We start from the raw sequence: 26663 nt of genomic DNA, 5'->3' as shown, positions 1-26663 counted from the left end.
TCGTCGGCGGATTCTTGCGTGAACAATCATAGCGGGAGTGCGCTTCATCTGGCCAAAATCGCCAATCGGACCGTCTGATCCGTGACCGATTCCCCGGACCGCAGGGACGCGCATTGGACCTTTGACAGACACATGGCGATATCACTGTCTCGGCTCAGATCACCGTCGAGCCCTCCTTCCATATCGCAGGCGCCGGATATCGGTCGATCTCCTGCACCTGCTCCGATGACCAAGGCGCGGACCAAACTGCCTTTGCCGTTGTCGCCACGACCGCCAGGGCGCAAGGTGTCGGGGCCTGCACCAACAGGTTTGGCGGAAAATTCAGCCCGTGCATCTTTCAAATTCTATTTTTAGAATGTATATGAAGACAAAGGCGACCTTTCGCGTCATATAGCAGGACACTTCAATGAAACTTCCCCGGATGTCCGCCCGCACCTTTACGCAATACATGCCGATCCTCACCTGGGGCCGCGCCTATACGCGGGAGCAGGTGACATCTGACATGGTGGCAGCGGTGATCGTGACCATCATGCTGATCCCTCAGTCGCTGGCCTATGCGCTGCTGGCGGGCCTACCTGCGGAGATGGGGCTATATGCGTCAATCCTGCCGCTGTTTGCCTACGCGCTCTTTGGCACCTCGCGCGCGCTGGCCGTTGGGCCGGTGGCCGTTGTGTCGCTGATGACTGCCGCGGCCATCGGCAATCTGGGGTTGACCGACCCGGTGCAGATCGCGTTGGCCGCCGGGACACTGGCGTTCATATCCGGCGTGTTCCTGCTGGCGATGGGCGTTTTGCGGTTGGGCTTTGTGGCAAATTTCCTGTCGCATCCCGTGATTGCCGGATTCATCACCGCCTCGGGCATCCTGATCGCGACCTCGCAGTTAAAACATATCCTTGGCGTGCAGGCCTCCGGTCACAACCTGATAGATACGGTGGGCGCGCTGCTGTCCAACATCGGCCAGACCAATGTCATCACACTTGTTATTGGCGTGACAATCACCGCATTCCTGTTCTGGGTGCGCAAGGGGCTGAAGCCGCTGCTGATCTCCAAGGGGCTGGCCCCGCGCTTGGCCGATATCATGGCGAAGGCCGGTCCCGTGGCCGCCGTTGCCGCGACCATCCTGGTCACATGGGCCTTCAGCCTGAATGAACATGGTGTGAAGATCGTCGGCGAAGTGCCCATGGGCCTGCCACCGATCACCCTGCCCTCGCTTAACGGGACGTTGTGGGGGCAGTTGCTGCTGCCGGCGATCCTGATTTCCATCATCGGATTTGTTGAATCGGTGTCCGTGGGGCAAACCCTTGCCGCGAAAAGACGTCAGCGCATCGTTCCGGATCAGGAGCTTATCGGCCTTGGCGCGTCAAACATCGGCTCTGCGCTGACCGGCGGCTATCCGGTGACGGGCGGCTTTGCGCGGTCCGTGGTGAACTTTGACGCCGGGGCCGAAACGCCCGCCGCCGGGGCCTTTACCGCCGTGGGCATTGGGTTGGCCGCGCTGCTGCTGACCCCGCTGCTGTACTTCCTGCCCATTGCGACCCTGGCCGCGACGATCATCGTCGCCGTGCTGTCGCTGGTGGATCTGTCGATCTTGTCCAAGGCCTGGGGCTATTCGCGCATGGACTTTGCCGCCGTGGCCGCGACGATCTTTCTGACGCTGGTCATGGGGGTGGAGGTCGGCGTCTCCGCCGGTGTTCTGATCTCCATCGGGTTGCACCTGTACCAGACGTCGCGCCCGCATGTGGCCGAGGTCGGGCTGGTGCCGGACACGCAGCATTTCCGCAATATCCTGCGGCACAACGTGGAAACCCGTCCGCATCTGGTGACGCTGCGGGTGGATGAAAGCCTGTATTTCGCCAACGCCCGGTTTCTGGAGGACTACGTGCTCAACCGCGTCACCTGTGATGAGCCGATCAAACATGTGGTGCTGCACTGTGCCGCCGTGAACGAGGTCGACATGTCCGCGCTGCACACGCTGGAAGAGCTGAACCGCCGCCTGTCCGACATGGGCATCCTGCTGCACCTGTCAGAGGTCAAAGGCCCGGTGATGGATCGCCTGAAACGGTCGCATCTGCTGCAGGATCTCAGCGGTCAGGTCTTCCTGTCGCAGTATCAGGCGTGGCAGGCGCTCAGCCCTGCGCCGGGCGATGATGGCCCGTCAGCCGAGGCGAACGCGGCCTGACTCCCTGAGGATTGAGATCTCTTCGCCCTCGAACACGGCCACGGACAACGGGTGTCCTTTGCCCGCGCCGGTATCAAGGTTCAGACGATTGGCGTGCAGCTCCGGCGCATCGACCGGCGTGTGGCCATGCACCACCAGTGCGCCGTGATCGCGGGTATCCTTCAGGAATTCGTCGCGGATCCAGACCATGTCATCCTCGACCTGATCTGCCAGCGGCACACCCGGACGCACGCCCGCATGAACGAAGAACTTGCCCGCCTCGCGGTGCGAGAGCTTGAGACCGTTCAAGAAGGTCAAATGATGATCCGGCACCTTGGCGCGCACCTCGTCGGCCAATTCTCTGGACCGGATGCGCTCTGGCACCTCGACGCCATAGGATTGCATGGTTTCGCGCCCGCCGATGTTGGGGTGCGTCCAGTCGTAGCCGATGATCAGATGCGGATCGTTGCGCGGATGGGGCGGGGTCACGAACCACTCAAACAGGCGATCGTGGTTGCCCTTGATGCAGGTCCAGTTGCGGCCCTCGGCCACCCCTTGTGCCAGGATCTCTATCACGCCTTTGGACTCCGGGCCCCGATCAACGTAATCGCCCAGAAACACGATGCGCGCATCGCGCCCACCGTCTGCTTCGATCAGCGACAAGGCGCCTTCCAGCATCTCGCGCTGCCCGTGAATGTCGCCCATGGCGTAGAGTTTTTGCGTCATGCCGGTGATCTAGCACGCAGGCGCAAGGCCGACCATATCACCGCGACCAAGAAATTCTTGTCAGATTGGCGGAAGCTGACATTCTGAGAGTCGTTTCGCTCTTTGTTTTTTAGCAATCATTTACCGAAAGGACCCTGTCATGAGAGGAATTTCACTCGCATTCATGCTGCTCGCCGTGGTCTCCGCCCTGCTGGGCATGGGATGGGGCATTCAGATGTCGGCCACCGATGACCACTCTTTGTCCATTGCGCACGCGCACCTGAACCTGCTGGGCTGGGTCGGCTTTGCCATCTTTGCCGGGTTTTACCAAGTGGTGCCGCTGGCCAGAGGAAAGCTTGCATGGGTGCATTTCGCCATCGCGCTGGCGGGCGTGGTGGTCATCATCCCCGGCATCGTCATGGCCCTGACCGACAACGGCACCGCAGTGGCCAAGATAGGATCGGTCCTGACGTTTTTATCCATGGCGGTGTTCTTGTTGGTGGTGATCCGTTCACGCAACACCGCGTAAGGCGCACATAAAAACGGGCGACCCGAAGGCCGCCCGCGTTTCATCGTTCATGACAGCGCCAATCAGGCGACGTCGAATTCCAGCGGTTTCACCTGCTTGAACATGCCGGTGGCCTTCAGCGCGTCGATCGCTTTCTGCGGCATCGCGTCGTCGATGTAGAGCAGCGCGATGGCTTCGCCCTTGGCGCTCGCCCGGCCCAGGGTAAAGTTCGCAATGTTCACACCGTTCGAGCCACAGGTGTTGCCCAGCGTGCCGATGATGCCGGGCACGTCTTCGTTCGTGGTGTAGACCATGTGACGGCCCACTTCGGCGTCGATGTTGATGCCCTTGATCTGGATGAAGCGCGGCTTGCCATCCGAGAACACGGTGCCGGCGATGGACCGCTCCTTGGAGGCTGTCACGACGGTCACCTTGACGTAGCCCTCAAAGGCACCGGATTGCGCTTGGTTGGTGGTGGCGATCTTGATGCCACGCTCCTTGGCGATCAGCGGCGCGGAGACCATGTTCACGTCGGGGTTCACCGACTTCATGATGCCAGCGATGAGCGAACAGTTCAACGCTTCGAGGTTCATGGTCGCGGCTTCGCCATCGTACAGGATGTTGATCGCCTTGATCGGCTCCTGGTCGGACATCTGACCGATGAAGTTGCCGAGGTGTCCGGCAAGCTCGATCCACGGGCCCATGACCTTGGCTTCCTGTGCGGTCACGGAGGGCATGTTCAGCGCGTTTTCAACGGCACCGGTCAGCAGGTAGTTGGACATCTGCTCGGCCACCTGAAGCGCCACGTTTTCCTGTGCCTCGGTGGTCGACGCGCCAAGGTGCGGTGTGCAGACCACGTTCGGCAGACCGAACAGGACGTTTTCCTTGGCCGGCTCTTCGGCGAAGACGTCAAAGGCCGCGCCAGCCACATGGCCGGATTTCAGCGCCTCTGCCAGGGCCTCTTCGTCCACCAGACCGCCGCGGGCACAGTTGATGATGCGCACGCCCTTCTTGGTTTTGGCGATGTTTTCCTTGGACAGGATGTTGCGCGTGCCATCGGTCAGCGGCACGTGCAGCGTGATAAAGTCGGCGCGCTTGAGCAGCTCGTCCAGCTCGACCTTTTCGACCTGCATCTTCTCGGCCTTCTCTTCCGACAGGAAGGGGTCATAGGCCACGACCTTCATTTTCAGGCCGCGCGCACGGTCGCAGACGATGCCACCGATGTTGCCCGCGCCGATGACGCCCAGCGTCTTGCCGGTCAGCTCGACGCCCATGAACTTGGACTTTTCCCACTTGCCCGCATGGGTCGATGCGCTGGCCTCGGGGATCTGGCGCGCCACGGCGAACATCATCGCAATGGCGTGCTCTGCGGTGGTGATCATGTTGCCGAACGGCGTGTTCATCACGATCACGCCCTTCTTGGAGGACGCTTCTTTATCCACGTTGTCGGTGCCGATGCCGGCGCGGCCAACGACCTTCAGGTTGTCGGCGTGCTCCAGCAGCGAGGGCGTGACCTTGGTGTTGGAGCGGATGGCAAGGCCGTCGTACTTGCCGATGATCTCTGCCAGCTTGTCCTTGTCCTTGCCCAGATCGGGCATGAAATCGACCTCGATGCCGCGATCACGAAAGATCTGGACGGCGGTTTCGGAGAGTTTGTCGGAAACGAGAACTTTGGGAGCCATGTGTCTGGTCCTTTGGATATAGGGGGAGCGGGCGGTGCGCGGAATGGCGCACCGGACTGTGTTCTTGGGAGGGGAGAGGTGCGCCGCGACGGGCGCACCAGACGCTTACGCGGCTTCGGACTGCGCTTCGAGGCAGGCCTCGAACGCCCACTTGATCCAGAGCGTCAGCGCCTGAAGGTCGCTGTCCTCGATGGTTGCGCCACACCAGATGCGAAGGCCCGCCGGGGCATCGCGATACGCGCCGATGTCGTATGCCGCGTTTTCCGCGTCGAGCTTCTTGGCCACGGCCTTTGCAAACGCGGCGCCGTCCTTGATGCGGTCATCGGTGAACTTCAGGCAGACGGAGGTGTTCGAGCGCGTCGCCGGATCAACGGCGAGGTTTTCGATCCAGTCGTGTTCGTCACAGAAGTCCCAGATCACCTTGGCGTTGGTGTCCGCGCGCTTCATCAGACCCTTGAGGCCACCGACGGAGCGCGCCCAGTCCAGCGCCACGAGGTAATCCTCGACCGCCAGCATGGACGGGGTGTTGATGGTCTCACCCTTGAAGATGCCGTCGATCAGCTTGCCGCCTTTGGTCATGCGGAAGATCTTCGGCAGGGGCCAGGCGGGGGTGTAGGTTTCGAGACGTTCGACCGCACGCGGAGACAAAACGATCATCCCGTGTGCCGCTTCGCCGCCCATGACCTTCTGCCAGGAGAAGGTGGTCACATCCAGCTTGTCCCACGGCAGATCCTGCGCGAAGGCGGCGGAGGTCGCGTCACAAATGGTCAGACCTTCGCGGTCCGCCGGGATCACGTCGCCATTGGCAACGCGCACGCCGGACGTGGTGCCGTTCCAGGTGAAGACAACGTCCGTGTTGTAGTCGATGGCGGCCATGTCGACGATCTCGCCATAGGGCGCTTCGAGCACGGAGGCGTCGATCTTGAGCTGCTTGACCACGTCAGTGACCCAGCCAGCACCGAAGGATTCCCATGCCACCATGGTCGCCTTGCGAGCGCCAAGCATGGACCACATGGCCATCTCGACCGCGCCGGTGTCGGACGCGGGCACAATGCCAATCTTGTAATCTGCGGGGATGCCCAGGATTTCACGGGTGCCTTCGATGGCATCCTTCAGCTTGTCCTTGCCGACGGCGGCGCGGTGCGACCGACCAAGCGCAGCATCGGACAGCTTGTCCAGCGTGAATGTGGGGATCTTGGCACAGGGGCCAGAAGAAAAACGCGCGTTTTTCGGCCGCGTGACCGGAGTATTCGTAGCCATAGCTGAGCTAACCTTCCAGATAGATGCCCTTCGTTGGGGAAGGGTGTCCCACCGATGCCTCTATGCGAGTCGATGAGGCGCAGCAAGCGCGAAGTTGTCGCGTTCTGGCCCGAAGGTGTCGTATTTGATTTTTACACTGTGCGGATGGAGTGCATCGGAAATTTCCGCACTCCGCCTGCCCCTCGCCTGCTTTCGAAAATGGGCCGGGGCTAGAGGTTTCTCAGCCCACCTTCGGCAAAGTCGGCGGCGAGGTCGGCGAACTCCGCCCGGCTGAGCCCCTTGTCCGGACGATGCCAGGTGTAGACCCAGTTGATGATGCCAAAGACGGTCATGGTCGCAGCGCGCAGGCGGTCGCCGGTCAGGTCGGGCCGCTGCTGTTGCAACGCGCCGGACATCAAACGAACCAGCGTGCGCTGGTGCGACAGGATCGGCTCCTGCAGATCGTCAGGCAGGGTGGAGAGGGCTTCGAGCAGCAGCTTGTGCTCGGCATCCGCATCCTCGAAGGCGTCGAGCAGGGTGGCCATCAGGCTGCGCAAGCCATTGGAGGCGGTGCATTCGGCCCGCTCGACGACGCATTGGAAATGCGTGGCGAGAATATCGGCAAGCAGCGCCTCCTTGCTGTCGTAGTAATGATAGATCAGCGCCTTGGACACACCACAAACCTTGGCTGCCCCCGCCATCGAGGCGCGGTCAAAGCCGTTTTGTGCAAAGTAGTCCGCCGCCCCCCGGCGCAGGATATCGCGCTTTTCCGCGTGATCGCGCGCCAAACCGCGTCCCATCAGGGAGCCTTTTCGTCAAAAAGCGCAGCGTCGAGAGTGCGGCACATGCGGCGTGTCAGAGCCACCGCTCGCCTACGCCTCGCCGTGTCCGTTGCATCACAGACGCCAAGGCGACCCATGCGGGCGATCCTGTTGAAAGCCCTTCCCGGATGCCGGGATGCGGGATCGACCTCAAGCACGGTGCACACCAAGCGCGCGGCGCGGTCCTGTGGTGGCATTGACGGCGTCCTCCCCACGGGCACGATGCACACGGCCGACCAGACGGTCAAGTCTGCCAAAGGCGGGGTCGTGCTGTGCCCCCTTGATTTGGCGGCAGAAGAGCGCAACTCTACCATCATGAACAGTCTCACACCCTTTCCCGGACAGTCGAGCGCCCCGCAAGTCGTGGCCTTTCACCGGACAGAGCTGAGCGTCATCCTGTCCCTCTATGGTCGCATGGTGGCCGCCGGGGAGTGGCGCGATTACGGGATATCCACCCTGCGCGACGTGGCCGTTTTCTCGGTATTCAAACGCACCGCGGAAAATCCGCTCTACCGCATCGAAAAACGCCCAAAGCTGCGCACCAAGCAGGGCGAATACGCGGTCATCGGCGCCGATGGTCAGATGCTGAAGCGCGGGCACGATCTGAAAACCGTGCTCCGGGTTCTGGAGCGCAAGCTGATACGCGCGGTGGATCTGGACTGATCCGAATGGTCAGTCCGGCGTCTGCGACAGCATGGCGCAGAGCAGCTCGAACATGATCGACGCGCCGAGGTAGGCGGTGTTGCCGCTTTGATCGAAGGGGGGCGAGACCTCTACCAGATCGGCGCCGACGATGTTCAGCCCCGCCAATCCACGGCACACCTGTAGCGCCTCGTAACTGTTGGGCCCGCCCACTTCCGGCGTGCCGGTTCCGGGCGCGAAGGCCGGATCGACAAAATCAATGTCATAACTGACATAGGTGGCGGAGGTGCCAACGATCTCGCGCGCCTCTTGCATGACGTCGGCATGACCGCGCTGGAAATATTCCTCTATCTCGACGATGCGGATGCCTTCTGCCTTGGCAAAGTCACGGTCTTCGCTGTCGTACATCGTGCCGCGAATGCCGATCTGTATGATCCGCTTGGGGTCCAGCAGCCCCTCCTCGACCGCGCGGCGAAAGGGCGTGCCGTGGGTGTACATCTGCCCGTTGAAATAGCTGTGGAACAAATCGGTGTGGCTGTCGAAATGCACCATGCCAAGCGGGGCGCCCCGGGCCAGTGCGCGCAGAACGGGAAGAGAGGTCAGGTGGTCACCGCCTGCCGTAAGCGGCCGAATGCCCGCCCCGTGCAGATTGTCGTAGACATCGGTGATGCGCGCCATGCTGTCCTGAATGTCCGCCGGGTTCGGGCCCACATCGCCAAGATCGGCGCAGTTGGCCGCCTCGAACGGGCGCAGACCTGTGGCCTGATGCTGCGCGCGGATCATGGTAGACGCATCCCGCAATTGCCGTGGACCGTGACGCGGACCCGGGCGGTTGGTGGTGCCGCTATCCCATGGCACGCCCACCAGCCCCACCTCGACCTCGGAAAAGCGCGGGTGGTCCGGGGTCACCAGCGGCAGCCGCATGAAGGTCGGCACCCCCGCAAAGCGTGGCAGTTCGAATCCGGACACGGGATGGAAGAAGCTGTCAGACATGGTGTGTTGCTTTCTGAAAGGGAACGGTGGCGCTGACCCTCGGCCTGCGGCCTCACTCCGGAGTATTTTGGGAAGCAAAGACACCAAGGCGTGCATGGCGGGTGACGGGACCGTCCCCCTGGCGTTCAATGCGCGCGATGGCGGCAGTGATCGGCTCATAGGCGGTGGCCATGTGGTAGGCGTTGGCATGCAGCAGCGTCTCCGCGTCAGCAACCCAGGCGACATGCCCCTTCCAGAACAGCAGGTCACCGCGTTCATGCGGCGTGCCCGTGGCAAGCGTATCCCCAAGGGCGCGCTCTTGCAGGTCACTGTCACCGGGGGCAGCCATGCCGACGCCCGCGAGGGCGGCCTGCACAAGCCCTGAACAGTCAATCCCGAAGCTGGAGTTCGCGCCCCACAGATAAGGAGTCCCCAGGTACAGCGCAGCCACGGCCACCGGGTCGCGGGCAGTGCCCTGCGTGAGGTGCGCGGTCGGCACCCAACCCAATTCGGTCAGCGAAAAGCGGTTCTGCGTCTGTTGAACCCGGACAGAGGCACCGTGTGGCAGCGACGGCCCTTCCGGGCATTTGAAATCGGGGGCCGGGTACACATGTGTCGCGCGTGCATTGACCGTAAAGAGATCGCCTTGGCGGGCATCTTTGGCGCGCAGGGCGGCGGCGTCCACCCACCCCACGTAGTTCGTGGCGCGGGCGGTGCCAAAGGCATATCCCTCGCGGAGCTCCAGAACGTCGAACGCCTCGCCGTAGCGCAACTGCCTGTCCCGGCGGCCTCCGGGATCCAGCGACAGGTCGAGAACCGGCGTCGCGACGAAATGCGCCCGAGGTTGCACCGCAACAAGCTGCGGGTTGCGGTCCGCCAGCCAATCCGCCGTAACGCGGTCGTTCCACTGGCGGCACCGGCGATCATCGAACCCCGGCATGCCGATCACAGGTCGAGGACCTTTGGCAAGGCTGCGAGAATTGCACGCGACCCCTGCCCCAATCCCCCCTTGGACCGGCCGGGTGCGGCGCTCGGCTGCCACGAATAGATGTCGAAATGGGCGTAGCGCGCCGCGCCTTCCGTAAAGCGGCGGAGAAATAGTGCGGCCGTGATGGACCCAGCGAAACCGCCTGAAGGCGCATTGTCCAGGTCTGCGATCTCCGGCTCGATCATCGTTTCGTAGGGTTCGTGGAAAGGCATCCGCCAGACCGGATCGGCCTGCGTGAGGGCCGCCTCCGCCACTTCTGCGGCGACGTCGTCATCATCGGTGTAAAACGGTGCAAGGTCGGGACCGACGGCCACCCGCGCGGCGCCTGTCAACGTTGCCATGGACAGCATGAGGTCTGGCGTGTCCTCCGCCCCGTAGGCCAGCGCGTCCGCCAGAACCAAGCGCCCTTCGGCGTCGGTGTTGTTGATCTCCACCGTCTTGCCAAGCCGCGAGGTCAGCACATCACCGGGACGAAAGCTGGAGCCGGAGACGCTGTTTTCAACGGCGGGGATCAGCAGGCGCAGCTGCACCTTCAGCCCCGAGGCCATGATCATCTGCGCCAGTCCAATGGTGTTGGCCGCGCCGCCCATGTCCTTTTTCATAATCCCCATGGAGCTGCCCGGTTTCAGGTTCAGCCCCCCTGTGTCAAAGCACACGCCCTTGCCCACCAGCGTCACCTTTGGCCCTTCGCTCCCCCAACGCAGGTCGATCAGACGGGGTGCCTGTGCAGCCGCGCGGCCCACCGCGTGGATCATCGGAAAGTTCTGCGCCAACAGGTCTTCGCCCGTGATGACAGACATCTCGGCGCTGAACCGATCGGCAAGGTCGCGCACCGCCTGCTCCAATGCCTCCGGCCCCATATCCTGAGCCGTGGTGTTCACAAGGTCCCGTGTCAGCCATTCCGCTTCTGCCATCGTTTCCAGACGGGTCGCATCGACACCCTCGGGTGCGACCAACAGCCGATCTGCCTCCGGCGCATCCTTGTAGCGCGTGAACCGATACATGGAGAACAGCCAGCCAAGCGCCTCGGTCTCTGCATTGTCCAAATCACCAGAGGCGAGACGATAGCGGCCTGGCGCAAGCGCCGGGACAGCCGCGGCCAGCGGAAATCGCTGGCGCGCCCGTTGCGCGGGCGTCCCGTAGCCCGCCAGCGCGGCCTCAGGCTGACCGTCGCTGCCGGGGATCATCAACGCCGTGCCCAGCGCCCCGCTGAACCCGCTGGCAGCAACCCAGGTCTGGACCATGTCAGATTGTGATGCGAGCCAATCGCCAAGCGCGTCCGGGGTCAGAACATGCAGGGGCAAAGCGGCGGTTTCAGGAGAAGCAAAACAGGAAGACATGGGGGCACCTCAGCTTGGGACAGTTGCGCCAAGCCTAGTGCGGGAGGATGGCACCGCAAGTGCCATTCGTTGCGATCTGCTGGGGGTGCATGATGGAGCGTTAAATAGAGAACTCATTTAAATCCCATAGCCGCGTCAATGAGCGCTCGCCCGTGCGGGCGAGGCGGGCAAGAGTCGCGGCCTCGGCCACGAAATCCCCCAGTTCAAGGCAGTCGATCACGTCGTAAGACACCTTGCTCAGCGATCTCATGCCAATTTGATCCGCAATCGCTGACAGCGAGCGCAGAATTTTTTGCATGTCCTGGCGGGGACCGGACAGGGCCATGTCCTGCACTTGGCAGAGCCGTTGAGCCAGTTCCTCCATTGCGCGGCAGATCACGTCTTCCGCAGCATGCGGGCCGAGGTCCGTATACAACGTCTTGATCTGGGCCGGGTCCATATCCGGTCTTTCCACCGGCGACAGATATGTCACCTGTTTCACATCTCACCCCATGTTTTGGCCCCCACAGCCGATGCCTAGAATGGCGTCAGTCCGTTCCCAAAAGGTTATTTCCACAAGCCGAATTCCCTCGCATTTCACGCGAATTCAGCATAGTTGGACCGTCAGATTTTCGACATGTTTCAGACGGAGACCGAGATGCCTTTCAGCAAGCCCCTGCCTGCTTACCTTGTCACACGCTATCACGGCTGGAAGGCAACAACCCACGCCGAAAACCGCGCATGGTACAAGCGACTTGCGGATGAGGGCCAGCGGCCGCGTGCCATGGTGATTTCCTGCTGTGATTCCCGCGTGCATGTGACATCGATCTTCGGGGCCGATCAGGGCGAGTTCTTTATCCACCGCAACATCGCAAACCTCGTGCCCGCGTACGAGCCCGACGGCCAGCATCACGGCACATCGGCAGCGGTCGAGTATGCCGTCCTGGCACTGAAGGTCGCGCATGTGATCGTGTTGGGACACTCCAACTGCGGCGGCGTGCAGGGGTGTCTGGATATGTGCCAGGGCCGCGCGCCGGAGCTTGAGGAGGAGTCGTCTTTCGTCGGACGCTGGATGGATATCCTGAAGCCGGGGTACGAGGCGGTGAAGGATGATCCGGACATGCCGCGCGCGCTGGAGCACGAGGCCGTCCGCGTGTCACTGCGCAACCTGATGACCTTCCCGTTCGTCCAGAAGGCGGTGGAGGACGGGACATTGTCGCTGCATGGGCTGTGGACCGACATCGGCGAAGGCGACCTGCTGAACATGGATTCGCGCGGCGATTTTGTCGAAATCTAAAGAGTGATGACGCGTCTTGGCTCAGGCCTTGGCGCGTCGCAGTGCGCCCGTCTCACCATCGGGATGCGCAATGATGCAAGGACGTCCTAGACGGCGCGACAGCTCCGACATGGGGATCCCGATGTCCGACCCGGTGCACAGCGCCTGACCAATGTCGTTGTAAACCACCATGCGCCCCTCGCAGAACCCAAGTTCATAGCCCCGCTCCTCAAGGCGCGCGGCAACGTCTTGCCAGCTCTCGGATTGTTGCAGGATCGGGGCCAGGAAAAGGCGCAGCATCGCGCGCGTTTCGCAATCCAAAGGGATCGGCAGTCCCACTTTATACGGGCTGTGCAACCATACGTCAGAGTGGCGTTCCATGTCGGCGCTCCTTGCGTGCGTCTTTTCACATGGCCAGTTCAAATAGCGCCCACAAGGGCCGATACCAGCCTTGATCGTTTCCAAGCGTGCCAAGCGATTGCGGCTGAAATGTGGCAGCGTCGCTCCTTTTGCCTCAGCTTTTGCGAAAAGTAGAAACCTTGCGCTAACGTTGCGAGCGGCATGGACATCGATCTGCGCGTCCGCTCAACCGGCAAGCCACAGCGCACACCCTGGGCGGCTTTCCCACAGTCCGAGGCGTCCTTTTGCCCAGACGGCGCGGCTTCCGAAACGGTCGGCTTCATCATATTTGGGGATAAAAATTCCGCTGCGGCCTGCGAGGGAGAGCGTTTGGCAGACCGCAGCGCGGACGACGTCAATTGAATTGCAGACGGGTAACAAAAGCGCGCCTTTATCGGGGGCGCACTTGCCCGCATCTGTCATTTTTCGAAACGGTCTGGCCAGATCCCCCGACAAGAGAGAGAGGTGGAGAGAGAGAAGCCGGTCATGTCCGGGCCATCTCGTTTGCCATTCTGGCGTCGCGTCACTGCGCGTTCGATGAAAGTTTTATACACCTCGGTGAGCCGCATCGAAACCGCCCAATCGGCGAGGTTTCAGCTGCCAACGTATAGGGCTGCGATGATCGCACACGCCAAAGCTGCGACAATATATCAAACCGGAAACAAGCACTGGACCGTCTTGGAACAGTTAACCCTCTTCCCGGAGAAATGTGCCGCGCAAGGGGACCGTCCCAAAAGCGGAAACGCCCCCGCAGAGCAATCTGCGAGGGCGCTTTATCCACGCGTTTCACGTCGATGGGCTGGATCAGCCCTTTTTGAGGATTTCGCGACCCAGAACTTCGGCAATCTGCACCGCGTTCAGCGCCGCGCCCTTGCGCAGGTTGTCGGACACGCACCACAGGTTCAGCCCGTTGTCGATCGTGCTGTCCTGACGGATGCGGGAAATGAACGTCGCGAAGTCGCCAACGCATTCCTTCGGCGTGACGTAGCCGCCGTCCTCACGCTTGTCGATCACCATGATGCCCGGGCTTTCGCGCAGGATGTCACGGGCTTCGTCTTCATCGAGGAAGTCCTCGAATTCGATGTTGATCGCCTCGGCGTGACCGACAAAGACCGGCACCCGAACGCAGGTCGCCGTGACCTTGATCGACTTGTCGACGATCTTCTTGGTTTCCGCGACCATCTTCCACTCTTCCTTGGTGGAGCCATCTTCGAGGAAGACGTCGATGTGCGGGATCACGTTGAAGGCGATCTCCTTGGGGTATTTTTTCGGCGGCACGTCGGACACCGGGTTGTAAACCGCCTTGGTCTGCTCCCACAGCTCGTCCATGCCTTCCTTGCCCGAGCCGGAAACCGACTGGTAGGTGGACACGACGACGCGCTTGATCCTTGCGCGATCATGCAACGGCTTCAGCGCCACGACCATCTGCGCGGTGGAGCAGTTGGGGTTTGCGATGATGTTCTTCTTCATTTCGTGCACGGCGGAGGCGTTGCACTCCGGTACGATCAGCGGCACGTCCGGGTCGTACCGATAGAGGGACGAGTTATCGATCACGACGCAGCCGGCTTTTGCCGCCTTCGGTGCAAATTCCTTCGTCGCCTCGGAGCCCACCGCAAACAGCGCGATGTCCCAGCCGGTGAAATCAAATGTGGCAAGATCCTGGGTCTTCAGTGTCTTGTCGCCAAAGCTAACTTCTGTACCCAGCGACCGGCGCGAAGCCAGTACGGCGATCTCGTCGACGGGAAATTCCCGCTCATCGAGGATGTTCAGCATTTCGCGGCCCACGTTGCCCGTGGCGCCTACGACGACGATCCGGTAGCCCATTTGCCCCTCCTGTAAGGTGTCGGCATCAAACAGGCCCCTGCCTGCCCGATAGGCGCGGGTCATACCGTAGCTGCGGCGTGTGTGAAAGGCCTGTTTTTTCGGGAGGTTGTGCATCCCCTTCGGAAGTATCCCGCATTCCCTATCGCCAGTTTCGCTCAAAAGCTGAGTGTTTTTGAGCGGCACGAACGTCGACAGCCGGTCCGGGACGCAGGCAGCTTTAATGCCTTTTTAACGCGTTCCGTGCTTTAGATCGGCAGATCGTTTTGCGGCATCTCGGCACGTGTTTGAAGTTACAGCGATTGATCTTCCGCTTTGCGCAAGGATCGATAAAGCGTTGATAGGAAACGGAAGGTGAGGATGTTTTTTGGGCTCGTGACGGGCTTGACCCGTTCCCAAAAACAAGCAGCGTTCGTCGTTATCGATGCCGTGGTCATCGCCGCGTCGCTGGCAATAGCCGTGCTGCTTGTCACCCCCACAGGCCCGGAACAGGTGTTCCTTTTGTCCAGAATCTGGCCGCTCGGTGTCCTGTTGGTCATCGCGGGCTGCTTGAGCGGCTGGTGGCTTGGGCTGACGCGGATGAAGCTGAAAGCCTATGAAATGCGCGGGATCGGCAGGACCGCCACCTATGCCTGCTGGCTTGGCACTATTGGCATAGCGACAGCAAAGCCCCTCTCCGTACAGCTGCCTGTCGGCACATATGTGGTGTTTACGTTGCTGGTGCTTGTCCTCTCCGCAGGGTGGCGTGTCATTTTGCGACACATCACCGAACAGATCTACCTGCATGGCGGAGAAAGCCTGCGCATCCTGATTTATGGTGCAGGCGCCACTGGCCGGCAGTTTGCCGCAGCGCTGCGTCATGACAATTCGATCATTCCGGTGGCCATGATCGACGACCACCCCACCCTTCAGGGTCAGTTCGTGTCCGGTCTGCGTGTCCATGCGCCGTCCAGCATCCCCCGCTTGGTGACGGAAAAGCGCATTGACCGCGTGGTTCTTGCCATGCCGTCTGTCAGCCAGCCGAATATTGCCCGCATTCGCCACAAGCTGCGCGCCATCGGCTGCGAAGTCTGTGCATTGCCATCCTTTGCCGCGCTGATCGGAGAGGATCGGCACGGCGCACCGGGCAGCCCCGTTTCCATAGACGACCTGCTGGGGCGTGGGCGGCTGGAGCGTGAACTGCCCGGCGTCACCGAATTCTACACAGGCCGGCGCATCCTTGTCAGCGGCGCAGGCGGCTCCATCGGGTCAGAGCTGTGTCGTCAGCTGGCGGCCTGCCACCCGCAAAGCGTCGTGCTGGTCGATCACTCCGAACTGGCGCTTTACACCATCGAGAAGGAAATGCGCGACCTGGCCCGCGACCTTCAGATCACGGCTGTGCTTGGGTCGGTTCTCGATGAGCGCCTGATGACGGATATATTGGAGCTGCATGACATTGATGTCGTCCTGCACGCGGCCGCATACAAACACCTGCCGCTGGTCGAATCCAACCCGTTGGTCGGACTGCAAAACAACGTCTTTGGCACGAAGATTCTGGCAGAGGCCGCGCGGCGCAGTGGTGTCGAACGCTTCATCCTTGTGTCCAGTGACAAGGCGGTGCGCCCGACCAATGTCATGGGCGCCTCCAAACGGCTGGCAGAGCTCGTGATCCAGGACCTCGCCGCCCGCTGCGTCGATACCCGTTTTTCCATGGTACGCTTCGGCAATGTGCTGGGGTCCAGCGGGTCTGTGATCCCTCTGTTCGAGGAACAGATCGCCCGTGGCGGTCCCGTCACCCTCACTGACGAAAACGTAACGCGCTACTTCATGACCGTATCAGAGGCCGCGCGGCTGGTGCTGCTGACCGGCTCTTTTGCGCGGGGCGGCGATGTCTTCGTGCTCGAAATGGGCAACCCGGTACCGATCAGCAAAATTGCGCGCCAGATGATCGAAGGCGCCGGCTTCACCATCAAGAGCGCCGACACACCCGATGGCGACATAGAGATCAAGGTGACCGGACTGCGCCCCGGCGAAAAGCTGCACGAGGAGCTGCTGATTTCCTCAGACATGCTCACCACGCCGCACCCGAAAATCCTCCGCGCTCAGGAAAGCAGCGTGTCTGAATTCGAAATGGCCACCGCGCTCAAGGATCTGCGGCACGCCATCACCACCGGCGACGAAGAGGCCGCGCGCAATGTCATCGGGCGCTGGGTTGAAAGCGCCCGCATGGACGAGGCGCAAAGCGGTTGAACCACCTCGCGCCTGTTTTTCATTGAACCTTCAGCGACCGGGGATCTCCCCCCGACGTGGCTGCGGCTCCCACGCGTCAATGATGTCCACCGCTTCCTGCGCGCTGTCCACAAAGCGGAACAACTCCAGGTCTTCTGCGCTGATCGTGCCCGCCTCGGACAAGGCGTCCCAATTGATGATGGTCTGCCAGAACTCCGACCCAAACAGCAAGAACGGCACCGGGCGCATCCGTCCTGTCTGGATCAATGTCAGCGCCTCGAACAACTCGTCCAGCGTGCCAAAGCCCCCGGGGAAAACGCAAACCGCGCGCGCGCGCATCAAGAAGTGCATTTTGCGGATGGCAAAGTAGTGGAAGTTGAACGCCAGGTCCGGCGTCACGAACAAGTTCGGGGCCTGTTCATGTGGCAGCACGATATTCAGACCGATGGATACGCCACCCGCCTCGTCCGCGCCTTTATTGCCCGCTTCCATCACGCCGGGGCCACCGCCCGTGGCGATCACCCAATCGCGGTTCTCTGTCTTCAGGGATTTCTCGGTCATCAGCTGCGCAAAGATCCGCGCCTCTTCATAGAAATGCGACAGATCCGCCAACGTCTTGGTGCGCGCGGTGTGCTTTTCCTCGGGCGAGGGAATGCGCGCGCCGCCGAACAGAACAACGGTTGAATTGATACTATGCTCATCCATGAGCATCTCGTATTTCAGCAATTCCAACTGCAGACGCACCGGGCGCAGCTCATCCTTGGCGAGGAAATCTTCGTCGGCGAACGCCAGTTGATAACTCGGGGACATAGACTGCGGCGTCTGCGGCACATGCCGGGCTGTGTCGATATCGGTGCCAGCATCGCGAAGCGGGCTGCGGCGAGAGTCTTTCATGCCTGTCTCCTGAACGGGGGACCGCGCCCGGACGGCGCGCTTTTGTCCTTTGGTTCAGAAGTATAGCGTCCATGGCAAAGAAACCAGCGGCACCGGCATTTTCACGGAAAACTCGAAACTATCATCACGGGCAAGAGCGCGCAGGGAAAGACCGCCTGCGCCGCCTCGAACCTTGGCGGTATAGGCCGAGTGAACGCCCTAGTTTATGCAGGATAGCGGCGACACAAAGGACAGCGTCGCACAGCGCATGTCAGTGCCGGGCGTGGCCTATCAGACGCTGTACATACGCTCGAACGGCCAAACGGGTGTGATGATCGGGGGCCGGCCGCTGATGGCGTGCTCATCCTGCGCTCGATTTCGGCCGCACCGTTTCAGGCGATACCGCTGCACTTGCGCGGTTTCTGTCGGACATCATCGCAGAACGACAAAACCGCGACACGCAACCGATCCGACCTGACGAATTGCCCAAGGGGCTTTGCATCGCTATAGGGCGTTCAACCAGTTTTGCCCGAGGGGAGAGGATACCATGTCCAACGCACAGCTCGAGACCGCCATCGAAGCCGCCTGGGAGGCGCGCGATACCATCACATCCGCCACCACAGGCGAAACACGCGAAGCCATCGAAGACACGCTGAACGCGCTCGACAGCGGCAAGCTGCGCGTCGCGGAAAAGCAGGAAGACGGCAACTGGCACGTCAACCAATGGGCCAAGAAGGCCGTGCTGCTGGGCTTCCGCATCAAGGATATGGAAGAGCAGTCCGGCGGCCCGCAGGGCTCCGGCTGGTGGGACAAGGTCGATTCGAAATTCAAGGGCTGGGGCGCCAACCAGTGGAAGGCCGCGGGCTTCCGCGCCGTGCCCAACGCCATCGTGCGCAAGTCGGCCTACATCGCGCCCGGCGTGGTGCTGATGCCGTCCTTCACCAACCTCGGCGCCTATGTCGATGAGGGCACCATGGTCGACACATGGGCCACCGTCGGCTCCTGCGCGCAGATCGGCAAGGGCGTGCACCTGTCCGGCGGCGTCGGAATCGGCGGCGTGCTGGAACCGATGCAGGCTGGCCCGACCATCATCGAGGACAACTGCTTTATCGGCGCGCGCTCCGAAGTGGTCGAAGGCTGCATCATCCGTGAAGGGTCTGTTCTGGGCATGGGCGTCTACATCGGCCAGTCCACCAAGATCGTCGACCGCGAAACCGGCACCGTGACCTACGGCGAAGTGCCGCCCTATTCGGTGGTGGTTTCCGGCTCCATGCCGTCGAAGAACGGCATCAACCTGTACTGCGCCGTGATCGTGAAGCGCGTCGACGAGCGCACCCGCTCCAAGACCGGCATCAACGAACTGCTGCGCGACTGACCCTGCGCATCACGCATCCACAGGGGGCGGTCCGTACGGGCCGCCCTTTTGCGTCTTTGGGGGGCCTTCGCCCGCCTGTATGCTTGACATCCCGGCCCGTCCGGCGCATCCGCGCAGCATGGAAAAGAAGACGCGCACACAACAGGTCTACACCCTTCTGGTCGAAGTCGGTCGCAAGGCCGAAGACGGTCTGCCCGACAAGGCCACTGGCGCCGCGCTGATGTGCTACGCCTCCGGCGTGGACGAGGCAGAGGCCGTGCGCGAAACCGTCGCCATTCTCAAGCAGGCCGATCTGGCCCCGCTCGACGTCACTGGCTACGGAACGCGCGAAGAACGCATCGCCCAAGGGCATGAGATCGACGAGGAAGAGGCCGACCTGATGGACCGCGCTCTTGCCGAGAACTCTGTCATTGTGGCGCAGGTCACGCCCTTTTACGACTGATCGCCCCCATTGGGTCAGCGTAGCGCGGCGGCATTCCTGTCGCGCCGCGTTCAGGTGTCAGACTCTTTCGCAGGCCCTGCGCAGCAAAGCTGATCAAACCGCCAAACAGTTCTGCCTTAATCCAGACATCCGATGTTCCACGCTCGAAAATCGGGACGGCGGGACGAAGCGGGCATTGTCTGGAGGCGCAACCAAAACCGCCTTCGCGGTGGAGGCGGTGTCGATCACCCTGCTCCGTTTACTGAATACAGATGACACACCGCCACCTCCTCAGGCCTTGCGAATATAGCTGCACGACTCCGACATCAGAGCCAAATTGTTTCACTCTGGGGTCGATCCACCTCATGCCGGGACTAAACACCTGGCCTTCCTGCGCTGTGGCGCGCATGTTGGACGTGGGTAGGTGCCGCAGCGAACGGTGGCGACCCACGCTTTTGCACGAGCACTCGGATCAAGCTGCGCCCCGCGCAAAAGCCTTGGATAAACGGGCGAAACTCAGCTGGTTATCAGAGCAAAAGGCGTTGGAACTGCACCCTTGATGCCTTTGGTCCCAAATACCTTGGTTCTGGAGCATCCGGGGCGCTGAACCAAAGCCGCTCTGCAAAGCAACAGCGCAGGACTGTCGATGGCGACAGCCACCATTGGCGCGGCGATGCCTGTCCCAGTCGCAAACCAGTGCTCTGCACGTCATCCGTCCACGGGATGAAGACCCAGGACCGCCCCGGAAAACCCAGATCGCGGTCGCGCGTCACAGGGGGCGTGCCCGCTTTTGCCTATCGGGTGCATCCGATCAGAAGCCCCCGATGCAGCCGCGCCTTGTACCTACGGCGCCTCAGCCTTGCCTTCTGGACCACTTGGAGGCTCGGGAAACGTCGCCAAACCCTTTCGCAGGTGCGTGCGGGTAAGATATTGGAACGCAAGGTGATCCGAGGCCGCCACCGCCTCGAGGATGGCATCATGTTCCATGTAGGTCTCGCCCTCGATGATCCGTCGCGTCTTGCCGTGCTGCATGATCCGCAGGATCACCGGTTTCATGATGCCGTAAATATCGAGAATCGACTGGTTGCCGGTCAGCGAAATCAGCTTGATGTGGAACTGGAAGTCGAACTCCGACGCCTCCACAATGCTGCGCGCCTGAACCATCTGGCGGTTCAGCGCACGCAGCTCGGCCAGGTCGTCCTTGGTGACAGCGTCGAAGATGGCCAGCGCGGTGCCCGTTTCGATCAGCTCGCGAAAGCCCTGGATGTCGCTGAAGGTCCGGCGCGACATCTCTCCTACGTTGAACGAGAAGATGTCGAAGGCCCGGTTGATCCGCTGGTCGATAAGTGTCGCGCCGACCTTGGGACGCACATCGACGATGCCATAGGCCTTCAGCATCCGCATCGCCTCGCGCACCGTGTTTCGGCTGATTGCGAACCGGCTGCAAAGCTCTCGTTCGGTCGGAAGCTTGTCGCCCACGGTCAGCCCGTCGGTGTCGATCAGCTGGCGGATCTGGGCCACCACCTGATCGACAGCCGATCCTCCCCCGGTGTCTTCGGAGGTGTCGCACAGGTCTGACCCATCGGATTTTTCGCTCAAGACATCCCTCATATCAGCCAGGTGGCGATTGGCGGGAAGAACAGGATCGTCGCCAGGACCACAAGTTGCAATGCGATAAAGGGCAGAAGTGCGACATAGATGTGCTTCAGCGTGATTTCCTTCGGGGCCACGCTTTTCAGGTAGAATGCGGCGGGGCCGAAGGGCGGCGTCAGGTAGGACACCTGCATGTTCACCGCAAAGAGGATACCGAACCAGATCGGATCGTAGCCAAGCTGCACCACGATGGGCACGAAGATCGGCAAGGTCAGCAGGGCGATGCCGATCCAGTCAAGGAACATGCCCAGCACCAGCAGGATCAGCATCATGACCATGATGATGAACACGGGCGCCGCGTCGATCCCCAGGATCGCCTGGGCCACGAAGCGGTTGCCGCCCATCAGGTTGTAGACGCCGACAAGCACGGCGGCGGCGATCCCGATCCAGATGATCATCCCGCAGGTCTCAAGTGTATGCACAAGGCTGTCCTGCACCATCTTCAACGTCAGCTCGCGCCGCAGCAGGGAGATGATCAACACGGCCGAGACACCCATGGCGGCCGCTTCAGTGATCGAGGCGATGCCGCCGTAGATCGACCCCAGCACGACGAAGACGATGAACAGAGGCGCCGCCAGCGCGCGCAAGGCAGAGGCCACGGATTCCTGCGCCATTTCCTCGCGCGACATCGGCGGGCCAAGCTGGGGGTTGCGCCAGCAGAGGAAAAGCACATAGGCCACATAGAACCCCAGCAGCAGCAGGGCTGGCGTGATCGCGGCGATAAAGAGATCCGCAATCGAGGTATTTGCCACCAGCCCGTAGATGATCAGCACGATGGAGGGCGGCATCATCGTTCCCAGCGATCCGCCGGCACACACCACGCCGATGGACAGGCTGCGGTCGTAGCCAAGTCGCAGCATTTGCGGCAGGGCGAGGATGCCAAGCAGCACGATCTCTCCGCCGATAACGCCGGACATGGCGGCCATCAGGATCGCGACGATCAGCGTCTGGACCGCAACGCCGCCGGGAAGGCGCCCGGCAAGGATACGCATTCCGTTAAAGAGGGACTTCGCGATGCCGGACCGATCCAGCAGCGCCGCCATCAGGATGAACATCGGAATGGCGACGAGGGAATACTCGGTGATGAAGCCGAAGATCCGCGAGGTCACCAGCGGCAGGGCCATGGGGCCGAACCAGCCGAATGTGAAGACAAGCGCGACACAGCCGGTGACCCAGGCCAGCGGCTGGCCGGTCAGAAGCAGCAGGAAGATCGCGCCAACAAGAAGGTAAGACCCGTATTCGATCCCGATCGAGCTGAGATCCATGGTCAGTGCCCCTTTTCAGTCGCAGAGGTGTCGGGTGTTTCGCGCCGGATTGCGGCGATCAGGTGAAAGACGGTCTGAACGAACATCACCACCACGCAAATCAGCACCAACAGTTTCAGAAGCGCCGGCGTCGGCGGGTTCCAGGACGTTCCGGTGCCCTCGAGATGCAGCGCACCCGACGGGTTGAACCAGGATTTGCTGACCATGATCCAGCTCGCAAAGGCGAGGCCGGCAAAGAACATGAGCGCGACCAGAGAATTGAAGATATCGAGCATCCGCCGCCGCCGCGGGCTGACGGAATCGTAGAACATCCGCACCCGGATATGCTTGTCACGGGCCAGGGCGACCGGGCCGCCGATCAGGAAGACCCCGGCAATCAGGAAGGACGTCGTCTCATGCGCCCAGAACGTCGGGCTGTTGAACACGTAGCGTGCGAAGACTTCGATAACGGTGATGAGAAAGGCGGCGAAGATCGCCCACGCCAAGACCTTCGTCGATCCGGCGATGGCGCTGTCCAGTCCTGTGCGGATCTCGGCTTCGTCCTGCCCGGCTGTGTCTATTATGTCGCTCTGATCGGCCATTTCCGGCTCTCCTCCTGCCTGTATGGGCCGCGCCCGGCAGATGGATGTCCGGGCGAGGTCGTTTTTTCACAATGATCAGAGCAGGTTGCGCCCCTCAAGGTAGGCGGTCACAGCGTCGTAGTAGCGTTGCGTCATCTCGGTCTTGGGCGCCCAGTTCTGCCATTCCTGTTGCGCGATGCGACGGAATTTGGCGCGCTCGTCACCCGACCAGTTGATGATCTCGATCTCGGGGTTTTCCTTGGCCTTCTCTACCGCGGCGGCATCAAGCTGACGCACCGAATAGATGTGGTTGAAGCTGAACTGCTTGACCGAGACCGTCAGAATTTCTTGCAGATCCTCGGGCAGGCTGTCCCAGACACCCTTGTTGATCGAAATGTCGATCATCGGCAGCGAGTGGAAACCGGGGTAGAGCGGATAGTGTGCGATGTCGTTCATGCCAAGCGACTGGTTGGTCGCAAAGACGGTGTTGTCCGCAGCATCCACCACGCCCTTGTCGAGCGCCGAGAAGATCTCGGACCCGGGCAGCGACACCGGCGCGGCGCCGGCTTTCGAGAAGATCTCGTAGACCATGCCTTCGGGCGCGCGCAGCTTGACGCCCTTCAGATCTTCGACCGTGCGGATCGGCACCCGCGAAACGAAGGCTTCGGGCTCCGTCGCCGCGGCTCCGATGAACTGGACGCCGTAGGGCGCGACCAGCTCGGCATAAAGCTCGTTGCCGCCGCCGCTTTCCATGAAGCCCAGAAATTCGAACGGATCGCTCCATGCTCCGACGAGGTTGCCCATCATGGCAAAGGCCGGGTCCTTGCCCGAGAAATAGCTGGGGTCGGTCAGGTGGCCCTGCAGGATGCCCGCGCCAACCGCCTCGAGCGTGTCCGTATGCGGCACAACCGCGCCGATCGGCAGGATCTCGATCTCGATGCGGCCACCGGACAGGAGGCCGACCTCGTCAGCCCATTTCTGCTTGTTCTCGAACCCCGGTTCGCCGGCGGTTTCCGAGGTTTGGAACGTCCAGTCGTAGTCCGCCGCCGCCGCGGCACTGGCAAGGCTCAGCGCCGAAATCGTAACGGCGGCCAGCCCGGAAAGCCTCTTGATGAAATGCATGTCTTCCTCCCTTTGATCCAATCCCGGCTCCCCTCCTCCAGAGCGCCGGGTGGGCTTTCCAGCCCTTTTGGTAGGACAAATAAGGCATAGACCCGATTCAATATCAACATTCCGTATGTGTCCTTGAGAATGTTTTCACGTGCCCCGACTTGCCGAATTGGGGAGTAATCTCTCTTTTCATGCGGACTTACGCAAAACATGCTGCGGTATTGCGCCAATTTGCGCTTCGTGGCCTGAGAAAAGGGGAGGTCACTCGAATCGGAGAGCTTCCCCGACCAACCCCGCATTTGTCGCCCAGATTGGTTGATCGGCGCCCAGAACGCGCCCTCGAATTGAGGACACATCAAGGTGGCTTTGGCGTCATTCGGGCCGCGGATCACACCTGCCGCAGGGCAAACCCTCGGCCAATGGCATCGTGAAACAAGGCGGCACCGATCGTCCGGAACGGCCAGACCGGTCTGTCAGGCGTTCGGGTGCCAGCGTACCGAGCGCTGCGGTCGCGATCCAAGACGATTTCGGACTGCCGGCCTTTCGGAAGGCATGTTTCTCGTTGCGACCTTTACGGACCGGATGACACGCCATGCCTGCTCCTGACACAGCCGGCTTTGCTGATCCCTCGCAATTCGGGTCAGCCCCGCTGTCCTCGTCTCAGGACCGGTCTATTGGTCACGCTGTTCCAGCCAAAGCTCCAGGGCGCGTGCGGCAGCGATCATCGTTTCCACGTTGATGGTGCGGGTCACAAGCGCCCGATACACGGCACGCGCACGTTTGTTGACCAGGCCCTGGTCGTCCTCTTCGACTTCGAGCTTCTGGTAGATGGACAGCAGACGGTTCTGAACCGACCGCACCGACATGGCGCGCCTTTGGGCGATGCCCTTGTCCGTCATGCCGATGGCCAGATCGATCAGGACGTTGTGCTCGGAATCCGTCAGCCCATCGCGCGTGGCGCTGGCCCGCACCTGAAACCGATGCACGCCGGGGTCGACCATGATCTGCCCCTCGATCATCACCGCGCGCAGGGCCAGATGCAGGCGGCTGGTCGATGCCGTCTTCAGGATGTAGCCATAGGCGCTTTGCGCCGGGACGATCCGCAGGATGCCGCGCAGGTAGGCCTCGTCCGCGTAGTTGGTCCAAAAGAGGATACGGGTGGCAGGTTGCCTTGCCCAGATATTCCGGGCCACCTCGACGCCGTTCTGCCCGGGTATCTGCAAATCCAGAACGACCGCTGGGTATTGTCCCTGGCACGCCTCGCTCACGCCTTGATGGCCCGTGTCGACGTGGGTCATTTCGGTGACCTCGGGCAGCGCGGCGGACACGGAATCCAGCATGAATTGCGCGTGAAGCGGGTCATCCTCCACAACGAGAAGCTTCATACCAGCGGGCCGATCCCGGTTGTGGTCGCGCCGCGATCCTGTGTCAGCGTAAGCGTCACGCATGTGCCTGCATCCTCCCTTATGTCCAGTTCCGCAAGGATCAACCTTGCCCGCGTTTCCATGTGCAGCAGGCCCGACCTGCGGGCCCCACCGCCGTGGGCCATGCCGATGCCGTTGTCGCGCACGCTGATGCAGAGGGGCCCGGACGGCGCATGATCCATCTCGATGGCGACAAGGCTGGCATTGGCGTGGCGGGCCGCGTTGTTCACGGCCTCCTGCGTGATGCGGTACAGGGCGGTGCGCACGGTGGGATCCAGACGGTCGATGGCGCCCCCCGTCCGGTCGTCCACCGTAACGGCACAGGCATCGGCCCCGATGGCCTTGATCGCATGCTCTTCCACCGCATGTGCGAACCCGAAAAGCACCAGCTGTGACGGGACGGCCTCATCTATGATGCGGCGAAGGTCGCGGATGCAGGCGGACAGACCGTCGTTCAGCGCGGCGCGGTCCAGCGGCTGCGCCTGCTCGCCGACCTGACGCAGGATCCGCGTCAGATCTGCGAGGGTCTGATCGTGCAGATCCATGCCGATCCGCTGCCGCTCCTGCTCCAGCGCCTGTGTCAGGCGCGACGCCCCCTGGCGCAGGCCCTCTTCGCGGGACTTCACCATTGACCGTTCACGGGCGTCGCGCTGCGCCCTTTCAATCAGACGCAGCGCATGAAAATACGGTGCCAGAACGTCCGCCAGGTGCTGCGCGATCTCCACGGATGTCTCGTCGAACAGGCCCACCTGGCTATGCGAGATATTCAGCGTGCCGATCAGCTGCCCCATGACCTTCATCCCCACGTGCACCCGCGACCGCAGGGCATGGTTGAAGATCGGCTCGCTCGTGGCCCCGCTGAAGGTCTGGCGGGGATCCTCCATCGCATTGCTGCAGATCATGTGGTCCAGCTCGCCAGAGAACAGCGCCCGCAGCGGTGAGTTGCCCAGCCGGGTTCGGCGGCGGGACCAGCGGGTCTTGATGCCCACCTCGTAGGAGACCAGCCAATCGGGGCCGTCGGACAGACAGATGTCGAAATGCGTGTGCGGCAGGACTTCCGCGACCACATCCGCGACGGTCGTCAGCGCCGCCTGAATTTCGGTTTCCCGCGCCAGATGCGCCGAAATCCGCAACAGGATATCGCGGGTATGCAGGGCTGCAACAGCCTTGGCGACGTCATCTTTCATGGTGGTGTCTGCCTCTCCCGCATGGGCCAGCCCATGTTTCCTGCGATCGATGATAGC

The 26663-nt window shown here is 61.8% G+C and carries 24 protein-coding genes; 7 read left to right on the top strand and 17 right to left on the bottom strand.

What is annotated here, in order from left to right:
• Nucleotides 1–406 precede the first annotated feature (406 nt).
• Nucleotides 407–2179: a SulP family inorganic anion transporter gene (locus GGQ68_RS01920; RefSeq protein ID WP_183962698.1), complete on the top strand. Its 1773-nt coding sequence runs from the start codon at nucleotides 407–409 to the stop codon at nucleotides 2177–2179.
• Here GGQ68_RS01920 and GGQ68_RS01915 read toward each other — a convergent pair.
• Nucleotides 2156–2884, bottom strand: coding sequence for a metallophosphoesterase family protein (locus tag GGQ68_RS01915; protein WP_183962697.1), 729 nt, complete (start codon nucleotides 2882–2884; stop codon nucleotides 2156–2158). The two genes, GGQ68_RS01920 and GGQ68_RS01915, sit on opposite strands and share 24 nt — an antisense overlap.
• A 139-nt stretch (nucleotides 2885–3023) precedes the next feature.
• Between GGQ68_RS01915 and GGQ68_RS01910 the strand changes: the two genes are divergently transcribed.
• On the top strand, nucleotides 3024–3392 hold the full coding sequence (locus tag GGQ68_RS01910; protein ID WP_183962696.1) for a hypothetical protein: 369 nt from the start codon (nucleotides 3024–3026) through the stop codon (nucleotides 3390–3392).
• 62 nt (nucleotides 3393–3454) lie between these two features.
• Here GGQ68_RS01910 and serA read toward each other — a convergent pair whose 3' ends face one another.
• The 3 genes from serA to GGQ68_RS01895 all read right to left on the bottom strand — a co-directional run bounded on the left by serA (nucleotide 3455) and on the right by GGQ68_RS01895 (nucleotide 7092).
• Nucleotides 3455–5053, bottom strand: a complete 1599-nt coding sequence (gene serA / locus GGQ68_RS01905; RefSeq protein ID WP_183962695.1) for a phosphoglycerate dehydrogenase — start codon at nucleotides 5051–5053, stop codon at nucleotides 3455–3457.
• 105 nt (nucleotides 5054–5158) lie between these two features.
• Nucleotides 5159–6313 (bottom strand): phosphoserine transaminase, encoded by a 1155-nt coding sequence (locus tag GGQ68_RS01900; RefSeq protein WP_183962694.1) that lies wholly within the window; start codon nucleotides 6311–6313, stop codon nucleotides 5159–5161.
• Between the two features lie 209 nt (nucleotides 6314–6522).
• Nucleotides 6523–7092, bottom strand: a complete 570-nt coding sequence (locus tag GGQ68_RS01895; protein WP_183962693.1) for a TetR/AcrR family transcriptional regulator — start codon at nucleotides 7090–7092, stop codon at nucleotides 6523–6525.
• 336 nt (nucleotides 7093–7428) lie between these two features.
• Between GGQ68_RS01895 and GGQ68_RS01890 the strand changes: the two genes are divergently transcribed.
• Complete coding sequence (locus GGQ68_RS01890; protein ID WP_183963002.1) at nucleotides 7429–7776, top strand: DUF2794 domain-containing protein; 348 nt, start codon at nucleotides 7429–7431, stop codon at nucleotides 7774–7776.
• 9 nt (nucleotides 7777–7785) lie between these two features.
• Here the strand turns inward: GGQ68_RS01890 and speB are convergent, their stop codons facing one another.
• The 4 genes from speB to GGQ68_RS01870 all read right to left on the bottom strand — a co-directional run bounded on the left by speB (nucleotide 7786) and on the right by GGQ68_RS01870 (nucleotide 11494).
• Nucleotides 7786–8748, bottom strand: a complete 963-nt coding sequence (speB, locus tag GGQ68_RS01885) for an agmatinase (RefSeq protein WP_183962692.1) — start codon at nucleotides 8746–8748, stop codon at nucleotides 7786–7788.
• Nucleotides 8749–8800: 52 nt separating this feature from the next.
• Complete coding sequence (locus GGQ68_RS01880) at nucleotides 8801–9667, bottom strand: C40 family peptidase (protein ID WP_183962691.1); 867 nt, start codon at nucleotides 9665–9667, stop codon at nucleotides 8801–8803.
• 5 nt (nucleotides 9668–9672) lie between these two features.
• On the bottom strand, nucleotides 9673–11055 hold the full coding sequence (locus tag GGQ68_RS01875; protein ID WP_183962690.1) for a leucyl aminopeptidase family protein: 1383 nt from the start codon (nucleotides 11053–11055) through the stop codon (nucleotides 9673–9675).
• A 100-nt stretch (nucleotides 11056–11155) separates the two neighbouring features.
• A complete protein-coding gene (locus GGQ68_RS01870; protein WP_183962689.1) occupies nucleotides 11156–11494 on the bottom strand; it encodes a hypothetical protein in 339 nt (112 codons plus the stop codon).
• 198 nt (nucleotides 11495–11692) lie between these two features.
• On the opposite strand from GGQ68_RS01870, the gene GGQ68_RS01865 reads away from it, so the two are divergent.
• A complete protein-coding gene (locus GGQ68_RS01865) occupies nucleotides 11693–12331 on the top strand; it encodes a carbonic anhydrase (protein WP_183962688.1) in 639 nt (212 codons plus the stop codon).
• A 21-nt stretch (nucleotides 12332–12352) separates the two neighbouring features.
• On the opposite strand, the gene GGQ68_RS01860 is transcribed toward GGQ68_RS01865, so the two are convergent.
• Both GGQ68_RS01860 and GGQ68_RS01855 read right to left on the bottom strand, forming a co-directional pair.
• The gene (locus GGQ68_RS01860) at nucleotides 12353–12691 is read right to left on the bottom strand and encodes a hypothetical protein (protein WP_183962687.1); all 339 of its coding nucleotides are present in this window, start codon (nucleotides 12689–12691) and stop codon (nucleotides 12353–12355) included.
• An 822-nt stretch (nucleotides 12692–13513) separates the two neighbouring features.
• A complete protein-coding gene (locus GGQ68_RS01855) occupies nucleotides 13514–14533 on the bottom strand; it encodes an aspartate-semialdehyde dehydrogenase (RefSeq protein WP_183962686.1) in 1020 nt (339 codons plus the stop codon).
• Nucleotides 14534–14890: 357 nt separating this feature from the next.
• Between GGQ68_RS01855 and GGQ68_RS01850 the strand changes: the two genes are divergently transcribed.
• Nucleotides 14891–16759 carry a polysaccharide biosynthesis protein gene (locus tag GGQ68_RS01850; RefSeq protein ID WP_183962685.1) on the top strand — a complete coding sequence of 623 codons (1869 nt, stop codon included), beginning with the start codon at nucleotides 14891–14893 and terminating at the stop codon, nucleotides 16757–16759.
• A 30-nt stretch (nucleotides 16760–16789) separates the two neighbouring features.
• Here GGQ68_RS01850 and GGQ68_RS01845 read toward each other — a convergent pair whose 3' ends face one another.
• Nucleotides 16790–17632, bottom strand: coding sequence for an LOG family protein (locus GGQ68_RS01845; RefSeq protein ID WP_183962684.1), 843 nt, complete (start codon nucleotides 17630–17632; stop codon nucleotides 16790–16792).
• Nucleotides 17633–18158: 526 nt separating this feature from the next.
• Between GGQ68_RS01845 and dapD the strand changes: the two genes are divergently transcribed.
• Both dapD and GGQ68_RS01835 read left to right on the top strand, forming a co-directional pair.
• Nucleotides 18159–18986, top strand: a complete 828-nt coding sequence (dapD, locus tag GGQ68_RS01840; RefSeq protein WP_183962683.1) for a 2,3,4,5-tetrahydropyridine-2,6-dicarboxylate N-succinyltransferase — start codon at nucleotides 18159–18161, stop codon at nucleotides 18984–18986.
• A gap of 118 nt (nucleotides 18987–19104) precedes the next feature.
• Nucleotides 19105–19428, top strand: coding sequence for a hypothetical protein (locus tag GGQ68_RS01835; protein WP_183963001.1), 324 nt, complete (start codon nucleotides 19105–19107; stop codon nucleotides 19426–19428).
• Between the two features lie 822 nt (nucleotides 19429–20250).
• Here GGQ68_RS01835 and GGQ68_RS01830 read toward each other — a convergent pair.
• The 6 genes from GGQ68_RS01830 to GGQ68_RS01805 all read right to left on the bottom strand — a co-directional run bounded on the left by GGQ68_RS01830 (nucleotide 20251) and on the right by GGQ68_RS01805 (nucleotide 26606).
• The gene (locus GGQ68_RS01830) at nucleotides 20251–21006 is read right to left on the bottom strand and encodes a FadR/GntR family transcriptional regulator (protein ID WP_183962682.1); all 756 of its coding nucleotides are present in this window, start codon (nucleotides 21004–21006) and stop codon (nucleotides 20251–20253) included.
• 8 nt (nucleotides 21007–21014) lie between these two features.
• Nucleotides 21015–22325 (bottom strand): TRAP transporter large permease, encoded by a 1311-nt coding sequence (locus GGQ68_RS01825; protein ID WP_183962681.1) that lies wholly within the window; start codon nucleotides 22323–22325, stop codon nucleotides 21015–21017.
• Nucleotides 22326–22327: 2 nt separating this feature from the next.
• Nucleotides 22328–22906, bottom strand: a complete 579-nt coding sequence (locus tag GGQ68_RS01820) for a TRAP transporter small permease subunit (RefSeq protein ID WP_183962680.1) — start codon at nucleotides 22904–22906, stop codon at nucleotides 22328–22330.
• Between the two features lie 75 nt (nucleotides 22907–22981).
• The gene (locus GGQ68_RS01815; RefSeq protein ID WP_183962679.1) at nucleotides 22982–24007 is read right to left on the bottom strand and encodes a TRAP transporter substrate-binding protein; all 1026 of its coding nucleotides are present in this window, start codon (nucleotides 24005–24007) and stop codon (nucleotides 22982–22984) included.
• Between the two features lie 659 nt (nucleotides 24008–24666).
• Complete coding sequence (locus GGQ68_RS01810) at nucleotides 24667–25443, bottom strand: response regulator (RefSeq protein WP_246429213.1); 777 nt, start codon at nucleotides 25441–25443, stop codon at nucleotides 24667–24669.
• Entirely contained in the window at nucleotides 25377–26606 is a 1230-nt protein-coding gene (locus tag GGQ68_RS01805) for a GAF domain-containing sensor histidine kinase (protein WP_183962678.1), read from the bottom strand. Before GGQ68_RS01805 ends, GGQ68_RS01810 begins: the two co-directional genes overlap by 67 nt.
• Nucleotides 26607–26663: the final 57 nt, after the last annotated feature.

This window comes from Sagittula marina (genome assembly GCF_014196795.1).
Classification (GTDB): Bacteria; Pseudomonadota; Alphaproteobacteria; order Rhodobacterales; family Rhodobacteraceae; genus Sagittula; species Sagittula marina.
The sequence above is the reverse complement of the archived record's forward strand: the minus strand, read 5'-3'. Positions and strand labels throughout refer to the sequence as shown.

Coding starts and splice junctions, on each gene's coding strand:
- GGQ68_RS01880 (WP_183962691.1), bottom strand. CDS start 9,667: ATGCCGGGGTTCGATGATCGCCGGTGCCGCCAGTGGAACGACCGCGTT.
- dapD (WP_183962683.1), top strand. CDS start 18,159: ATGTCCAACGCACAGCTCGAGACCGCCATCGAAGCCGCCTGGGAGGCG.
- GGQ68_RS01920 (WP_183962698.1), top strand. CDS start 407: ATGAAACTTCCCCGGATGTCCGCCCGCACCTTTACGCAATACATGCCG.
- serA (WP_183962695.1), bottom strand. CDS start 5,053: ATGGCTCCCAAAGTTCTCGTTTCCGACAAACTCTCCGAAACCGCCGTC.
- GGQ68_RS01900 (WP_183962694.1), bottom strand. CDS start 6,313: ATGGCTACGAATACTCCGGTCACGCGGCCGAAAAACGCGCGTTTTTCT.
- GGQ68_RS01915 (WP_183962697.1), bottom strand. CDS start 2,884: ATGACGCAAAAACTCTACGCCATGGGCGACATTCACGGGCAGCGCGAG.
- GGQ68_RS01815 (WP_183962679.1), bottom strand. CDS start 24,007: ATGCATTTCATCAAGAGGCTTTCCGGGCTGGCCGCCGTTACGATTTCG.
- GGQ68_RS01850 (WP_183962685.1), top strand. CDS start 14,891: ATGTTTTTTGGGCTCGTGACGGGCTTGACCCGTTCCCAAAAACAAGCA.
- GGQ68_RS01870 (WP_183962689.1), bottom strand. CDS start 11,494: ATGGACCCGGCCCAGATCAAGACGTTGTATACGGACCTCGGCCCGCAT.
- GGQ68_RS01825 (WP_183962681.1), bottom strand. CDS start 22,325: ATGGATCTCAGCTCGATCGGGATCGAATACGGGTCTTACCTTCTTGTT.
- GGQ68_RS01910 (WP_183962696.1), top strand. CDS start 3,024: ATGAGAGGAATTTCACTCGCATTCATGCTGCTCGCCGTGGTCTCCGCC.
- GGQ68_RS01860 (WP_183962687.1), bottom strand. CDS start 12,691: ATGGAACGCCACTCTGACGTATGGTTGCACAGCCCGTATAAAGTGGGA.
- GGQ68_RS01820 (WP_183962680.1), bottom strand. CDS start 22,906: ATGGCCGATCAGAGCGACATAATAGACACAGCCGGGCAGGACGAAGCC.
- GGQ68_RS01855 (WP_183962686.1), bottom strand. CDS start 14,533: ATGGGCTACCGGATCGTCGTCGTAGGCGCCACGGGCAACGTGGGCCGC.
- GGQ68_RS01810 (WP_246429213.1), bottom strand. CDS start 25,443: ATGCGTGACGCTTACGCTGACACAGGATCGCGGCGCGACCACAACCGG.
- GGQ68_RS01865 (WP_183962688.1), top strand. CDS start 11,693: ATGCCTTTCAGCAAGCCCCTGCCTGCTTACCTTGTCACACGCTATCAC.
- GGQ68_RS01875 (WP_183962690.1), bottom strand. CDS start 11,055: ATGTCTTCCTGTTTTGCTTCTCCTGAAACCGCCGCTTTGCCCCTGCAT.
- GGQ68_RS01890 (WP_183963002.1), top strand. CDS start 7,429: ATGAACAGTCTCACACCCTTTCCCGGACAGTCGAGCGCCCCGCAAGTC.
- GGQ68_RS01805 (WP_183962678.1), bottom strand. CDS start 26,606: ATGAAAGATGACGTCGCCAAGGCTGTTGCAGCCCTGCATACCCGCGAT.
- GGQ68_RS01835 (WP_183963001.1), top strand. CDS start 19,105: ATGGAAAAGAAGACGCGCACACAACAGGTCTACACCCTTCTGGTCGAA.
- GGQ68_RS01895 (WP_183962693.1), bottom strand. CDS start 7,092: ATGGGACGCGGTTTGGCGCGCGATCACGCGGAAAAGCGCGATATCCTG.
- speB (WP_183962692.1), bottom strand. CDS start 8,748: ATGTCTGACAGCTTCTTCCATCCCGTGTCCGGATTCGAACTGCCACGC.
- GGQ68_RS01845 (WP_183962684.1), bottom strand. CDS start 17,632: ATGAAAGACTCTCGCCGCAGCCCGCTTCGCGATGCTGGCACCGATATC.